11 protein-coding genes are annotated in these 14,226 nt (G+C 70.8%); 7 read left to right on the forward strand and 4 right to left on the reverse strand.

Annotated elements, in window-relative coordinates; all coding sequences use genetic code 11:
• Nucleotides 1–282 precede the first annotated feature (282 nt).
• The 3 genes from WMF39_RS24185 (at nucleotide 283) to clpA (ending at nucleotide 5,765) form a co-directional block, all read left to right on the forward strand.
• A complete protein-coding gene (locus WMF39_RS24185) occupies nucleotides 283–2,859 on the forward strand; it encodes a glycogen/starch/alpha-glucan phosphorylase (RefSeq protein ID WP_437747817.1) in 2,577 nt (858 codons plus the stop codon).
• A gap of 270 nt (nucleotides 2,860–3,129) precedes the next feature.
• Entirely contained in the window at nucleotides 3,130–3,453 is a 324-nt protein-coding gene (clpS, locus tag WMF39_RS24190) for an ATP-dependent Clp protease adapter ClpS (protein ID WP_272093285.1), read from the forward strand.
• Nucleotides 3,450–5,765, forward strand: coding sequence for an ATP-dependent Clp protease ATP-binding subunit ClpA (gene clpA / locus WMF39_RS24195; RefSeq protein WP_437747818.1), 2,316 nt, complete (start codon nucleotides 3,450–3,452; stop codon nucleotides 5,763–5,765). Before clpS ends, clpA begins: the two co-directional genes overlap by 4 nt.
• Before the next feature lie 243 nt (nucleotides 5,766–6,008).
• Here clpA and apaG read toward each other — a convergent pair whose 3' ends face one another.
• Complete coding sequence (gene apaG / locus WMF39_RS24200; protein WP_044965505.1) at nucleotides 6,009–6,392, reverse strand: Co2+/Mg2+ efflux protein ApaG; 384 nt, start codon at nucleotides 6,390–6,392, stop codon at nucleotides 6,009–6,011.
• 201 nt (nucleotides 6,393–6,593) lie between these two features.
• On the opposite strand from apaG, the gene WMF39_RS24205 reads away from it, so the two are divergent.
• Nucleotides 6,594–7,646, forward strand: coding sequence for a rhomboid family intramembrane serine protease (locus WMF39_RS24205; protein WP_437747819.1), 1,053 nt, complete (start codon nucleotides 6,594–6,596; stop codon nucleotides 7,644–7,646).
• Nucleotides 7,647–7,709: 63 nt separating this feature from the next.
• Here the strand turns inward: WMF39_RS24205 and WMF39_RS24210 are convergent, their stop codons facing one another.
• Complete coding sequence (locus WMF39_RS24210) at nucleotides 7,710–8,921, reverse strand: hypothetical protein (RefSeq protein WP_437747820.1); 1,212 nt, start codon at nucleotides 8,919–8,921, stop codon at nucleotides 7,710–7,712.
• A 159-nt stretch (nucleotides 8,922–9,080) separates the two neighbouring features.
• Here WMF39_RS24210 and WMF39_RS24215 point away from each other — a divergent pair, with 159 nt between their 5' ends.
• On the forward strand, nucleotides 9,081–9,713 hold the full coding sequence (locus WMF39_RS24215; RefSeq protein WP_437747821.1) for a hypothetical protein: 633 nt from the start codon (nucleotides 9,081–9,083) through the stop codon (nucleotides 9,711–9,713).
• Between the two features lie 36 nt (nucleotides 9,714–9,749).
• Here WMF39_RS24215 and WMF39_RS24220 read toward each other — a convergent pair whose 3' ends face one another.
• Nucleotides 9,750–10,916 carry a 1-aminocyclopropane-1-carboxylate deaminase/D-cysteine desulfhydrase gene (locus WMF39_RS24220; protein WP_437747822.1) on the reverse strand — a complete coding sequence of 389 codons (1,167 nt, stop codon included), beginning with the start codon at nucleotides 10,914–10,916 and terminating at the stop codon, nucleotides 9,750–9,752.
• Between the two features lie 14 nt (nucleotides 10,917–10,930).
• Nucleotides 10,931–11,917, reverse strand: coding sequence for a ferritin-like domain-containing protein (locus tag WMF39_RS24225; protein ID WP_437747823.1), 987 nt, complete (start codon nucleotides 11,915–11,917; stop codon nucleotides 10,931–10,933).
• A 193-nt stretch (nucleotides 11,918–12,110) separates the two neighbouring features.
• On the opposite strand from WMF39_RS24225, the gene serC reads away from it, so the two are divergent.
• Both serC and WMF39_RS24235 read left to right on the forward strand, forming a co-directional pair.
• Nucleotides 12,111–13,196 (forward strand): 3-phosphoserine/phosphohydroxythreonine transaminase, encoded by a 1,086-nt coding sequence (gene serC / locus WMF39_RS24230; protein WP_437747824.1) that lies wholly within the window; start codon nucleotides 12,111–12,113, stop codon nucleotides 13,194–13,196.
• Between the two features lie 582 nt (nucleotides 13,197–13,778).
• Entirely contained in the window at nucleotides 13,779–14,099 is a 321-nt protein-coding gene (locus WMF39_RS24235) for a KGG domain-containing protein (protein ID WP_044965509.1), read from the forward strand.
• The last annotated feature ends 127 nt before the right edge of the window (nucleotides 14,100–14,226 follow it).

The following is a 14,226-nucleotide window of genomic DNA, read 5'->3' on the forward strand; positions in this document are numbered from 1 at the left end:
GGCGTCACTGTCGGAGCGGGTCGACGCACCTGGCTGCCCGCATCAGCGACGCCTGAGCCCGCCGCCGCTCACGCCGCCACGCCCCGCCATCCGTCGACCATCCCGCCGCTCTCCCGCCGCACAGGCTGACGGCGCTCGCCCCGTACCAGGTCGCCGGACTGGATTCCGTTACTATCACAATTTGACCCGGGGATCATCGGCAACCGACGCCCACACGGAACCTCATCCGAGCACGTCGCGCAGCCAACCAGCGCGGGCCAGATCCGTCTAAAGTGCGCCGCCATGGCCAACCCGATCGACGCCGATCCCAACCGTCAGAGAGAAACCCCCGCCCAGAGAGACGGCAACGCCCAGCAGCGCGACACCCCCGCCGCATTTTTCCGCGGCAACCCGGCGCCGGACGCCCGCACCGGCATGCACCCGATCGCGTTGCGCCGCGCCTTCGCCGATCACCTGCACTACTCGCGCGCCCGGGAGTCCATGTCCGCCACGTCGTTCGACCGGTACGTCGCCCTCGCCCTCTCGGCGCGCGACCGCCTCGTCGACCGGTGGACGAAGACGCAGCACACCTACTACGAGCAGGACGTCAAGCGCGGCTACTACCTCTCCGCAGAGTTCCTCCTCGGCCGGGCGCTCGTCGCCAACCTGCAGGCGCTCGACATCTACGACAGCTACAAGACCGTGCTCGGCGAGCTCGGCCTCGACCTCGATGAGCTCGTCGAGCAGGAGCCCGACGCCGGGCTCGGCAACGGCGGCCTCGGGCGGCTCGCCGCCTGCTTCCTCGACTCCATGGCCACGATCGGCCTGCCCACCTACGGGTACGGCATCCGGTACGAGTTCGGCATCTTCGAGCAGGTCATCCGCGACGGCTACCAGGTCGAGCGCGCCGACGAGTGGCTCCGCTTCGGCAACCCCTGGGAGATCGAGCGCCCCGAGCACGCCGTCCCCGTCTCGTTCGGCGGCTACACCGAGCGCGTCCCCGACAAGCGCGGCGGCTTCCGCGTGGTCTGGCGCCATTCCGAGCAGGTCATCGGCGTCCCGTTCGACACGCCCATCGCGGGCTACCAGTCGAACACCGTCAACACCCTCCGCCTCTGGTCGGCCCGCGCGGGCGAGGAGTTCGACTTCGAGCTCTTCAACGCCGGCGACTACGTGCACGCCGTCCACGAGAAGAACCAGTCGGAGGTCATCTCCAAGGTCCTCTACCCGAACGACAACTTCGACAAGGGCAAGGAGCTGCGCCTCCGGCAGGAGTACTTCTTCGTCGCCTGCTCCATCGCCGACATCGTGAACCGCTACAACCGCGTCCACCCGGACTTCTCGCGCTTCGCCGAGAAGAACGCGATCCAGCTGAACGACACCCACCCCGCCATCGCGATCGCCGAGCTGATGCGCGTCCTCATCGACGACCACCTGCTCGCCTGGGAGGACGCGTGGAAGCAGACGGTCGGGGCCTTCGGGTACACGAACCACACCCTGCTGCCCGAGGCGCTCGAGCGCTGGCCCGTCGCGCTCTTCGAGCGGCTCCTGCCGCGGCACCTCGAGATCATCTACGAGATCAACCGGCGGTTCTTGCGCGAGGTCATGGACGCCCACCCGCAGGACCAGGACCGCGTGGCGCGGATGTCCCTCATCGAGGAAGGCCACGAGCGCCACGTGCGCATGGCCCACCTCGCGGTCGTCGGCTCGCACTCGGTGAACGGCGTGGCCAAGCTCCACTCCGAGCTCGTCAAGCGCGACCTGCTCCGCGACTTCTACGACCTCTGGCCCGAGCGGTTCAACAACAAGACGAACGGCGTCACGTTCAGGCGGTGGCTGCTCGCCTGCAACCCCGCGCTCGCCGCGCTCGTCACCGAGAAGGTCGGCCCGAAGTGGGTGACGGAGTTCGAGCGGCTGCGCGAGCTCGAGCGCCACCTCGACGATCCGGAGTTCATCGAGCGGATCGCCGCGGTGAAGCGCGCGAACAAGGTGGCGCTCGCGAAGGTCATCGCGCAGGAGCTCGACGTCAACGTCGACCCCTCCTCGATCTTCGACGTCCAGATCAAGCGCCTCCACGAGTACAAGCGCCAGCTGCTCAACGCGCTCCACATCGTCGCGCTCTACCTGCGCCAGAAGCGCGGCGAGCAGATCATGCCGCGGACCTTCATCTTCGGCGCCAAGGCGGCGCCCGGCTACCGGCAGGCGAAGCTCATCATCAAGTTCATCCACGCCGTCGCCTACGTGGTGAACGGCGACCGGCGCCACAGCGGGCTCCGGGTCGCGTTCATGCCGAACTACCGCGTCTCGCTGGCCGAGCGCATCATCCCCGCCGCCGACGTCTCCGAGCAGATCTCGACCGCGGGCATGGAGGCGTCGGGCACCGGGAACATGAAGCTCGCGCTGAACGGCGCGCTCACCGTCGGCACGCTCGACGGCGCGAACATCGAGATCCGCGACGCGGTGGGCCCGGAGAACTTCTTCCTGTTCGGGCTGACCGCCGACGAGGTGATCGCCCGCCGCAGCGAGCACTTCGAGGGGCGCACCGCGGTGGCCGCCGACCCGGAGCTCCGCGAGGTGGTCGAGCTCATCTCGTCGGGCTTCTTCTCCCCGGAGTACCGCGAGCTCTTCCAGCCCCTGCTCGACCGGCTCCTCGGCCGGGACGAGTACATGATGCTCGCCGACTTCAAGGCCTACTCCGCCTGTCAGCGCGAGGTGGAGGCGGCCTACGCCGACCGGCAGAGCTGGCTGCGCAAGTCCGCGCTCAACATCGCGCGCGTGGGTGAGTTCTCCTCGGACCGCACGGTGCGCGAGTACGCGCGCGACATCTGGGGCCTCACGCCCGTCGAGATCGACCTCGGCGCGGCCATGTCGCTCGTGTGACGGCGCCGGCGCGCCCTCCGCCGCGGGCCGCTCGCGCGCCTGCGGCGGGGCGGCGCCCCGCCGGCCGGAGCCAGCCGGATCAAGCCGGCGCCCGCGAACGAACCCAACAGCACCCTCGGCCCGGTTCCATGAGCCGGGCGCCACGGCGGACGGAAAATCCAGGCCCGCGCGTGGCGAAGGGCGCCGCGGCGGAGCATGCTTCCGGGGCATGAGCCAGCTTCGTCGGCCGCTCGCCGGGGCGGGGCTCTTGCTATCCTTCCCGACGGATTTATGCCGAACGATCCTGAGGAAAGAGAAGACAAGCAGGGCGACCTCGCGACCGAGCGCGAACGGAAGGTCGAGAAGGCCCGCCGCTACAAGGTCGTGTTCCACAACGACGACTACACGACGATGGAGTTCGTCGTGCTCGTCCTCATGAAGTTCTTCCACCGCACCGAGACGGAGGCCACGCACATCATGCTGAGCGTGCACCATCGCGGCCACGGGGTCGCCGGCGTGTACACGAAGGATGTCGCCGAGACCAAGGTCGCCCAAGTCCAGGACTTCGCCAAGGAGCACGCGATGCCCCTTCGGTTGACCGCCGAGCCGGAATGACCATGCGCATCAGCCCCGAAGTTGAGATCGCCTTTTCGCTCGCCACCCGGGAGGCCTCGCGCCGCCGGCACGAGTTCGTGACCATCGAGCACCTGCTCTACGCGCTGCTCTTCGACGAGGAGACGGCCGAGGTCCTCCGGCACGCGGGGGGCGACACCCCGCTGCTGAAGAAGAAGCTCGAGCGCTTCCTCGACGAGGAGATCGAGGTGTTGCCGGAGGACGCGGACACGAGCCCGACGCTCTCGCTCGGGTTCCAGCGCGTGGTCGGCCGCGCCGCGATGCACGTGCAGTCCTCGGGCAAGAAGGAGCTCAAGGGGGCGAACGTGCTGGTGGCGATGTTCGCCGAGCGCGACTGCCCGGCCGTGACGCTCCTCGGCGAGCAGGGCATCAGCCGCTTCGACGTCGTGAACTACATCTCGCACGGCATCTCGAAGACGGGCCAGGACGACGGCCTCCGGGAGGAGCCGCCGGAGGAGGGCGGCGAGCCCGGCGCCGCGCAGCCGGTCAAGGATCCGCTCGCGGCGTTCACGACGAACCTCAACAAGGAGGCGGCCGAGGGCCGCATCGATCCGCTGGTCGGCCGTGAGAACGAGGTCGCCCGCACGATCCAGGTGCTCGCGCGGCGGCGCAAGAACAACCCCCTGCTCATCGGCGACGCCGGGGTCGGCAAGACGGCGATCGTGGAGGGGCTCGCGCAGCGGATCGAGAAGAAGGACGTGCCCGCGCCGCTCAAGGACGCGACCGTCTACGCGCTCGACATGGGCGCGCTCCTCGCCGGCACGAAGTACCGCGGCGACTTCGAGAACCGCCTCAAGGCGGTGCTGCGCGCGCTCGAGAAGCAGCCGGGCTCGGTCCTCTTCATCGACGAGATCCACACGATCATCGGCGCCGGCGCCGCGAGCGGCGGGACGATGGACGCGTCGAACCTGCTCAAGCCCGCGCTGGCCTCGGGCCGCCTGCGCTGCATCGGCGCGACGACGTTCCAGGAGTACCGCGGCCACCTCGAGCGCGACAGCGCGCTCGCGCGGCGGTTCCAGCGCATCGAGGTGTCGGAGCCCTCGGTCGACGAGACGGCGCAGATCCTGAAGGGCCTGCAGAAGCGCTACGAGGAGTTCCACAAGATCACGTACACGGCCGAGGCGATCGAGGCCGCGGCCAAGCTGTCGGCGCGGTACCTGCAAGATCGAAGGCTGCCCGACAAGGCGATCGATCTGCTCGACGAGGCGGGCGCGGCGGCGCGCCTCCGCCACGGGGACGGGTACACGGTCGAGGCGGCGGACATCGAGCTCGTCGTCGCGAAGATGGCGCAGATCCCGCCGCGCCAGGTGTCGACGTCGGACAAGGCGCAGCTCAAGGATCTCGAGCAGTCGCTGCGCTCGGTGATCTTCGGCCAGGACGAGGCGGTGAAGCAGCTCGCGTCGGCGATCAAGCTGTCGCGCGCGGGGCTGCGCGCGCCGGAGAAGCCGATCGGCTCGTTCCTGTTCTCGGGCCCGACCGGCGTCGGCAAGACCGAGCTCGCGAAGCAGCTCGCCAGGGCGCTCGGCATCGGGTTCCTGCGGTTCGACATGAGCGAGTACCAGGAGCGCCACACCGTCTCCCGGCTCATCGGCGCGCCGCCCGGCTACGTCGGCTTCGACCGCGGCGGCCTGCTCACGGAGGCGGCGGCGAAGACGCCGCACGCGGTGCTGCTGCTCGACGAGATCGAGAAGGCGCACCCGGACGTGTTCCAGGTCCTGCTCCAGGTGATGGACCACGGCACGCTGACCGACAACAACGGCAAGAAGAGCGACTTCCGCCACATGGTGCTGATCATGACGAGCAACGTGGGCGCGCGGGAGCTAGCGCAGGCGCGCGTCGGCTTCGGCGAGCGAGGGACGGCGGGCGACGACGACAAGGCCTACAAGAACACGTTCAGCCCGGAGTTCAGGAACCGGCTGGACGCGCGCATCATGTTCCGGGCGCTGGATCCGTCGGTGATGGGCAGCATCGTGGACAAGTTCGTCGGCGAGCTCGCGGCGATGCTGGCGGATCGATCGGTGACGGTCGAGGTGACAGACCGGGCGCGGGCGGAGCTCGCGACGCGAGGGTACGATCCGGCGAACGGGGCGCGGCCGCTCGGGCGCGTCATCGAGAACGACATCAAGCGGCGGCTCGGGGACGAGCTGCTCTTCGGGGCCCTCGAGAACGGGGGGAACGTCGCCGTCGATTTCGAAGGCGGGGAGTTCACGTTCAAGTTCTCGGCGGCGAACGGGGGGGGGCCGGAGAAGGCGAAGGCGAACGGGGCGGCGGTCGAGCCGGAGGCCGTCGGCTAGGACGGCAGCGACGGAGCCAGCGGGGAGGGGGTGCCCGTGCGCGCGGGCGGCGGGGGCCCCTCCCACGAACTCGCGCCTTTTGGGAGGCGATTGCCGTGGGTGCGGGAGAGGCGGGTCGGGAGCGATAGGCTGCGATGCGGGCCGGCGCTCGGGTTCGTGGGGCCCTACCCCGCCGCCCGCGCGCACGGGCACCCCCTCCCCGCTGGCTCTTCCAAGGGGGGTTGGGGGGTAACGGGGGCGGGGTCAGTTCAGGGAGTGCGGCATCGCCAGGGTGAACGACGCGATCTCGGCGTCGAAGACGCGGCCGTCGGGGCGGTGCATCTGGTAGGTGCCGCGCATCGTGCCGCGCGGGGTCTCGAGCACACAACCGCTCGTGTACTCGAAGTGCTCGCCAGGCTTGAGCGAGGGCTGCTGGCCGACGACGCCAGGGCCGCGCACCTCCTCCACCTTCCCGCTGCCGTGCGTGATGATCCAGTGCCGCGTCCTCAGCTGGGCGGGCTCGGTGCCTTCGTTCGCGATCCGCACGGTGTAAGCAAAGACGTAGCGGTGCTCCGTCGGGGATGACTGCGTGGGGACGTAGACCGTCGAGACGGTGACCCGGATGCCCTGCGTGATGGCCGTCGACACAACCACGCACTGCCACCGCTGCGGCGCGCGCACAAGGGCCCGGCCGCGCAGCGCGCGCACAGAGCCGGCAACCGGCAAGGAGCGCCGCGGCTCGGCGTGACGAAGAGACGGTCAGGCTCCCGGAGACCCGGCGTTGACAGCTTCCGGGCTCATCCGCACGTTTCGATGAACCTTGGGTCGACGAACCGTGGAGGACCCGCCGTGGGCGAACAGAACCGTGTCTGTGTTCGAGATGCAGTTGGCGAGCCGTTCGTCCCGATCGCGATCCTGCCGCCGGCGCGCGGCGAGAGGGCGGCGATGATCCAGAACGGCGATCCCACCTCCGGAGAGGCGGAAAATCACGGCCTCGGGCTCACGGCCATCGGCCCCGTCATGCCGGAGCGCAAGATCCGCGAGTGGGCCCTCGTCCTCCAGTCGAGCGAGCTTTGGCACGCCGTGCGGTACACGCCGGCGGGCTGGGTGCTCCTCGTGCGCGACGAGGACTACGCCCTCGCCGCGGGCTCGATCGATCGGTACGAAGCGGAGAACCGCAACTGGCCCCCGCTCCGCCCGCGCGAGCGGCTGCGCCACCCTCCGTCCATGGTCGCCGGCGTCGCGTTCGCCGCGCTCGCCCTCTTCTTCTTCCTCGTCACCGGGCCCGCGAGCGGCGGCGGACGCTGGTTCCAGCGCGGCGCGTCCGTCGCCGACCTCGTCGTGGGACCGGAGCCGTGGCGCGCCATCACCGCGCTCACGCTGCACGCCGACTCGGCCCACGTGCTCGGCAACGTCATCTCCGGGACGGTCTTCGCGTCCGCCGTGCAGCGCCGCCTCGGGCCGGGCGGCGCCGCGCTCGCCGTGGTCGCCTCGGGCGCGATCGGGAACTTCGCGAACGCGCTCTGGCACCAGAGCATGGGCCAGCACCACGCCTCGATCGGCGCCTCCACCGCGGTGTTCGGCGCGATCGGGCTGCTCGCCGCCACGCAGCTGATGCTCGACCACGCGCACGACAAGGAGAGCGGCGAGAAGCGCCACCTCCTCCACCTCGTCGCGCCGCTCGTGGGAGGCCTCGCCCTCCTCGGCGCCCTCGGCGCGAGCCCACGCTCCGATCTCGGCGCGCACGCCTTCGGGCTGCTCAGCGGCGCCGCGATCGGGGTCGTCGCCGGCCTCTCGCTGCGCAACCGGCCCGCGCCGCGGCGCCCCGTCGTCCAGGTCGCGCTGGGCGCGACCGCGGCGGCGCTCGTCCTCGGCGCGTGGCAGATCGCGCTCATCGCCTGAGCGCACGACCGCGGCGGCGCTCGTCCCCGGCGCGTGGCGCGCGCTCATCACCTGCGCGCGACCTCAGTCGACCGGCCAGATCCCCACGGTGCCGCCGACCCAGGTCAGGTCGCGGTTCTGATCGACGCCGAGCATCCTCCCGCGCGAGAGCCGCACCAGGTTGAGGACGAGCGAGAGCTCGGGCTCGTCCGGCGCGCGCAGGAACATCATCCGCACCTCGGCCTTCACCCCGTTCCCGTCAGGCATCGCGAGCGCCGGCTCGTACGCGACCTTCTCCTGGAGCAGCCAGCCCGAGCGCTCCCCCTCCGGGATCGCGGCGATGTCCTCGGGCGTGACATCCACCTTCACCCCGGAGCCCGCGAAGGAGAACAGCGGCTTGAGCACGTAGCGCTCGAGATCCAGCGGCGCGCCCTCCAGCGCGCTCAGCGTCCGCGCCCGCGGGAGCGCGGGGTGATCGATGTAGGGCAGCGTGTACTTCGACCAGGTCCAGTACCAGTTCGGGTGCGAGCACCACGTGACGTCGAGCGGATCGCCGTACCGGAACGGGAGCTCGACCCGCTTCGACTCGAGCTCGTCGAACACGACGCGGTTGTACAGCCGGCGGACCTGGACGAGCCGCCCGCCCACGCGGCGGAACAGCCGGTCCCCCTCCCGGACGAGCGCCGTCGGACAGACGGCGTCGACGCCGACGAGGAGCTTCGTCGCCACGAAGTCGGGGTACGTCTTCTGCTTCTCCGGCGCGAGGTCGAGCAGGACCACCGACTCTTCGGGCTCTCCCGCGAGGATCGCGCGGCGGAGCTGCGCGAGGACGTCGACGGTGCTCCGGCCCCCGAAGCAGCACGACCAGCGCCGGTCGAGGCCCGGCATCCCGGCGAGCACCTCGGCCATGACCTCGACCTGGACGAGCATGAGCGCGTAGAGCGACGGGAACGCCTGCAGCTCGACCACCTTGCCCGTGAGCTCGCCGTCCGGGCCGCGCACGATCGCGAAGTCGACCTGCACGCAGTTGGGGAGCGGATCCATGCCCGGGACGTCGAGGTGCGCAGGGATGGCGCGCTTCATCTGCGCGATGAGCGCGGGGCTCGAGATCTGTCGCACGATCTCCGTCGCGGAGCGCTCGAGGTCGTCGCGCAGCCTGTGGGGCAGGAACAGCGGCGTCTCGGCGACGCGGAACGGGATCGCGCACCCGAGCCGCCGCTCGAGCCGGCCGAGGTAGTCCGCGTAGGTCGACGGCCCGAAGGCAGCGTTGAACGCGCGCCGGAAGGTGGGGTCCATGTATTTGTATTTTGGTGGTATCACGGCAAAGCGTGCGGCTGAACGACCCGCCGGGCGCCTCCGGCAAGAGCGCGCCGGGAGCTCGCCGCGGTCCGATCCGGCTTGAGGCCGCGGGCACGGCGACTACAGTCGCCGCGAACCCCGCCGAGGCCTCCCACGATGATCAAGCTCCGCTCCGCCATGGTTTTGCCGCTCGTCGCCGCGCTCGCCGCGGCGTGCTCGAAGACCCCCGAGCCGACAGCCACATCCGCGCCCGAGGCGCCGGCGACCAGCAAGCCCGCCGCGCCTGCCGAGGCGGCGCCCGCTCCGAAGCCGGCGCCGGCCAGCGGCCAGCAGGCGGGCGGCGGCGATCTCGCGTGGGACGCCCCGGCGAGCTTCGAGAGCGCGCCGAACCCCAACACGATGCGCAAGGCCACGTACAAGATCAAGCGCGCCGCCGGTGACACCGAGGACGCCGAGCTCAGCGTGAGCCAGGCGGGCGGCAGCGTGGACGCGAACATCACGCGCTGGGCCGGCCAGTTCTCCCAGAAGAGCGACGATTCCCCCAAGCGCACCGACCTCAAGGCCGGCGATCTCAAGGTCACCATCGTCGAGGTGAAGGGGACGTTCGCCGGCTCCGGGATGCCCGGCATGCCCGCCTCGGATCCGAAGCCGAACCATGCCCTCCTCGGCGCGATCGCCGAGACGCCGTCCGGCGGGCTCTGGTTCTTCAAGATGACCGGCCCCGAGAAGACGGTCACCGGGGCGCGCGCCGACTTCGACAAGCTCGTGAACAGCCTGCGCCTGAAGTGACGCCACGGCGCGGCGCGTCGACCACGCGCCGCGCCCTCAGTACGCGATCTCCCCGTCGAAGAACCGCGCGAACGCCGGCGGGAGCGCCGCCGCTCCGCCCTCCGCGAGCGGCGGTCGCGCGCTCGAGAGCGTCTGCCAGAGGAGGATCGTCTCCCGCGGGCGCTCCTGCGCGATCCCGCGCAGCGCGGCGAGCGCCTTCGCGCTGTACGTGACCTCCCCCGGCACGCCGATCAGCCGCTCCACCTCGGGGATCGCGGCGATGGACGCGGGGGTCGGCATGCCGTACCCGGGGCCGATCGCGCGGTGATCGATCTCGAAGCGGACCGGCGGGAGCCGACGCCGGGTGAAGCGCGGCGCGCGCCGGGCGAGCAGGCGCTTCATGCTGCCGATCTCGTACCGGACGACGGCGCGGTTCGACGCGATGCGCTCGGTGATGCGAACACCGACGATCGTGGTCGGCCAGCCGAGCACCGCGGCGCCCAGCGTGAGCCCCGCCAGCGTGCCGCCCGTCCCCGAGGGGACGACGATGCGATCGGGCCGGGGGACCTCGCCGCGCTGGACCTGCTCCGCGAGCTCGAGCATCGCGTCGACGTAGCCGAGGCACGGGAGGGCGGACGAGGCGCCTGGCAGGATGAAATACGGCCGGTCGGCCCGGCGCAGCGCCCGGATCGCCCGGACCGCGGTGGTCGCGTAGCCGCCGCCGTGGACGAGCTCGGCGCCGCTGGCCGCGTCGGCGAGGAGCGCGCCGCGGCCGAACCGGGTGATCGGCTGATCGAACAGGACCGCGGTGACGGCGAAGCCGAGCGCGCGGCCGAAGAGGGCCGTGGCGGTGACCTGCGTCGACGCCAGCCCGCCGACGGTGACGAGCGTCCTCGCGCCGCGCCGCTCCGCGTCGGCGAGCAGGAACTCGAAGCGACGCACCTTGTTGCCGCCGTAGAGCGGCGAGATCAGATCGTCGCGCTTCACCCAGACGCCGCCGCGCCCGAGGTACCCCTCGATCGCGGCGCACGGGACGACCGGCGTCGGCGCGTGCGCGAGGGGGCGCCACGGGACCTGCCCCGAGAGCTCGGGCAGCTCGGCGAAGAGCGGCAGCTCCCGCGACGCGGGCAACGCGGGCGAGAGGGCAGGGCGCGCCCCGGGAGGCCCCGCCGCGCCGGTCGCCCCGGCGCGGGTGGCTCGCTCCTCGTCCTCGCCGTCAGCCACGCTCCACCTCGCGTTCAGGCGCGCGCCGCCGCGCCGTGCCCCGCCTGCCCGCCGCCCGGGCTCGCCTGCTCACCGGCGCCGCCGGGGTCGTCTTCCGTGCCAGCTTCCGCGCCAGCTTCCGCGCCAGCGCCGAGGCGGCCGCCGCACGCGACCAGGGGATCGCTCAGGTAGGTGTCCGTCAGCCGCTTCGGCCCCGCGAGGCCGAGCAGCCGGAGCGGGAAGAGCAGCACCGAGAGCACCCACGACGCGAGGCCGAGCGCGAGCTTGCCCCCGTACGCCTCCGCCACCAGCGCGAGCTTGCGGCCGGACGACATCGACGAGATCGGCGCCTCGGTCAGGCCGATCCGCATGAGCCGGAGCTCCGCGATCCGCACCGTGTGGCGCACCAGATCGGGCAGGCGCTTGAGCGCCGGGTGGTCCATCGGCAGGCGCTTCTTCATGAACGCCTCGAGCCGCGACACGCCCCAGAGCGACACCAGCGCGAGGCCGAGCAGCCGCCTCCGGAGCGCCGGCCTGCCCGCGATGGCCTTCCTCGTCTGCTGCTCGCCGAAGTCGACGTGCCGCTCTTCCTGCCGCACGCCGCGCTTCAGGATGGCGACGATCTCCGGCTCATCCACGGTCTCGATCATCGCGTAGAAGGCCTGGAGTACGAGCCCCTCGCCGAGGGCCATCTCGAGGGCGACGTGCTCGGCCCAGTCCCCGCCCATCAGCCCGGTCGCGAGGAAGCGCACGCTCCAGGCGGCCTTGTCCGGCGGCGCGCCCAGGATCTCGAGGATGCGGAGGAAGTTGCCGACGTGCTGGAACTCCTCGACGGCCTGGCGCGCGAGGAAGCGCGCGGACTCCAGGTCGGGGGCGTTGTAGAGCCAGTGCCCAATCTGGACGCCGGTGATCTCCCCGTAGAGGAACTGCTGCACGGCCCAGACGATCACGTCCCTGTCCTTGACGGGATCGAGCCTGGCGCCCTGGAAATCGAACGCCATCTCTTCGCGGGTCACCAGCATCGCTCGCCCTCCGGTGCGGTGAATTTAGCCCAGATCGCGGCCGCGGGCAGGTCCGAGGCGAAGGGCCCGGCGCGGCGCGATCCGCCGCGGCGGCGCTCCTGCTCGGCCCGTCCGGCGGAGGCGGCGCCCCCCGTGGTATACGGCCGACACGGCGGCATCAGGAACCGCCGACTTGAACCTCAGGAGAAGCACCATGGCGCGTGTCCACAACTTCAACGCCGGCCCTGCCGGGCTCCCCCTCCCCGCCCTCGAGCGCGCGCAGCGCGAGCTCCTCGATTTCGAGGGGACGGGCATGTCGATCATGGAGCACAGCCACCGCGGCAAGGCGTTCGAGGCGGTGCACAACGAGGCGATCTCGCTGCTCCGGCAGCTGCTCGGCCTGTCGGACGACTACCACGTGCTGTTCATGCAGGGCGGCGCGGCCATGCAGTTCGCGGTCGTGCCGATGAACCTCCTGCCGCCCGGCAGGAGCGCCGACTACATCCTGACCGGCGGCTGGTCGGAGAAGGCCCTGGAGGAGGCGAAGCGCGTCGGGACGGTGCGCGTGGCCGGGAGCACCGCCGTTGACAAGCGGTACACCCGTATCCCCCACCAGGGAGAGCTCTCTCTCGATCCGAACGCCGCCTACGTCCACATGACGACGAACAACACGCTGTTCGGCACGCAGTGGCACTGGCTGCCCGATACGGGCGACGTGCCGCTCGTCGCGGATATGTCGTCCGACATCCTGTGGCGGAAGATGGATATCTCCAGGTTTGCCCTGGTTTACGCCGGTGCCCAGAAGAACATCGGACCGAGCGGGATCACGGTCGTGCTCGCCCGCAAGGATCTCGTTGACAGCGCGCGAAAAGACATTCCCGTCATTTTCCGTTATGCCACTTACGCTGCCAACAACTCGCTCTACAACACACCTCCGACATTCGCAATCTACCTCATGCGCAACGTGCTCGCGTATACGCTTGAGATCGGTGGGCTCGAGGAGGTCGAGCGACGGAATCGCAAGAAGGGTGAGCTGCTGTACGAAACCATCGACGCGCACCCGGACGTCTTCCGGGGGCCGGTCGAGAAGGAGAGCCGCTCGTTCATGAACGTGGTGTTCCGGCTGGCCAGCGAGGAGATGGAAAAACGCTTCGTCGCCGAGGCCGCAAAGGAGGGTATGGTGGGGCTCGCCGGACACAGGTCGACCGGGGGTATCCGGGTTTCGATCTACAACGCAGTACCCGTTGCATCGGTAGAGCGCCTCACGGCGTTCATGCGGGATTTCGCCAAGAGGGCTTGACTCGCGGCGGGAGCACGACGTTCTCGGCATTTCCAGGTTCGCGGCTGTTTCCAAAACACGCTCGGTGAGCCTCCCCCTAATTCGTCGCGTCCCAACCTTCAGCCCGCTTGACGTTGTTCCGCCCGGCACAACAGGCCTTCGCGGAAAGGGTCTGTCGGCCTTTCCGCAGCTGGGAGGGAGGCGGTGAACGCCGCTCCCCGACCAGCACTGGAAGGGGACGGCGAAAGCCGCTCCCCGACCAGCACCGGGAGGGGACGGCGAAGGCCGCTCCCGACCAGCACCGGAAGGGGACGGCGAAGGCCGCTCCCCGACCAGCACCGGAAGAGAGCGGCCATCGCCGGTCTCGACCGGCCCGGGAGGGGACGGGGGGAACGCCGTCCTTTACCGGCTCGCAGGCCCCGTTCGGAGACCTGAATCGAGCGAGCCAACCGTAAGGAGAGGATGATGGCGAGCATGGATGATCGTATGATTTCCAGGAGTGAGGAGGGCCAGGAGGAGAGAGGGGCCTCGCCGAGCGAACCCCCGCCTTCGTCAGCGTCGCAGCGGGCTGCCAACGAGCGGCAGCAGCGTGGCTTCGCCGCCATGGACGAGGACCGTCAGCGCAAGATCGCCAGCAAGGGCGGGAAGGCAGCCCACGAGAAGGGCACGGCGCACGAGTTCACGCGCGACGAGGCGCGCGCCGCCGGCAAGAAGGGCGGCGAGGTCGTCAGCCAGAACCGCAAGCACATGGCCGAGATCGGTCGCCGTGGCGGCGAGCGCGTGAGCCAGGACCGGGCCCACATGGCCGAGATCGGCCGCAAAGGCGGCGAGGCCGTGAGCGGCGATCGCCAGCACATGGCCGAGATCGGCCGTCGTGGCGGCGAGTCGCGGGGAGACCAGCCGCGGGAGAATCAGCCGCGCTGACCGGGGGATGCGCAGGGCCCGGCGCCCCCGGCGCCGGGCCAGCCCCCTACCCCCTCGCGACGGCCACGACCCTGGCCTCCCGGTCGTCACCGCGAGGTGCCTCTCGGGAGGTCTCCAGGCGCCACAG

It is taken from the genome of Sorangium sp. So ce1504 (genome assembly GCF_051521635.1).
In the GTDB taxonomy this organism is placed as follows: domain Bacteria; phylum Myxococcota_A; class Polyangia; order Polyangiales; family Polyangiaceae; genus Sorangium; species Sorangium cellulosum_B.

Excerpts from the sequence above, each read along its gene's own strand:
- WMF39_RS24185 (WP_437747817.1), top strand. The coding sequence starts at position 283 with ATGGCCAACCCGATCGACGCCGATCCCAACCGTCAGAGAGAAACCCCC.
- clpS (WP_272093285.1), top strand. The coding sequence starts at position 3,130 with ATGCCGAACGATCCTGAGGAAAGAGAAGACAAGCAGGGCGACCTCGCG.
- clpA (WP_437747818.1), top strand. The coding sequence starts at position 3,450 with ATGACCATGCGCATCAGCCCCGAAGTTGAGATCGCCTTTTCGCTCGCC.
- WMF39_RS24210 (WP_437747820.1), bottom strand. The coding sequence starts at position 8,921 with ATGGACCCCACCTTCCGGCGCGCGTTCAACGCTGCCTTCGGGCCGTCG.
- WMF39_RS24215 (WP_437747821.1), top strand. The coding sequence starts at position 9,081 with ATGATCAAGCTCCGCTCCGCCATGGTTTTGCCGCTCGTCGCCGCGCTC.
- WMF39_RS24225 (WP_437747823.1), bottom strand. The coding sequence starts at position 11,917 with ATGCTGGTGACCCGCGAAGAGATGGCGTTCGATTTCCAGGGCGCCAGG.
- serC (WP_437747824.1), top strand. The coding sequence starts at position 12,111 with ATGGCGCGTGTCCACAACTTCAACGCCGGCCCTGCCGGGCTCCCCCTC.
- WMF39_RS24235 (WP_044965509.1), top strand. The coding sequence starts at position 13,779 with ATGGACGAGGACCGTCAGCGCAAGATCGCCAGCAAGGGCGGGAAGGCA.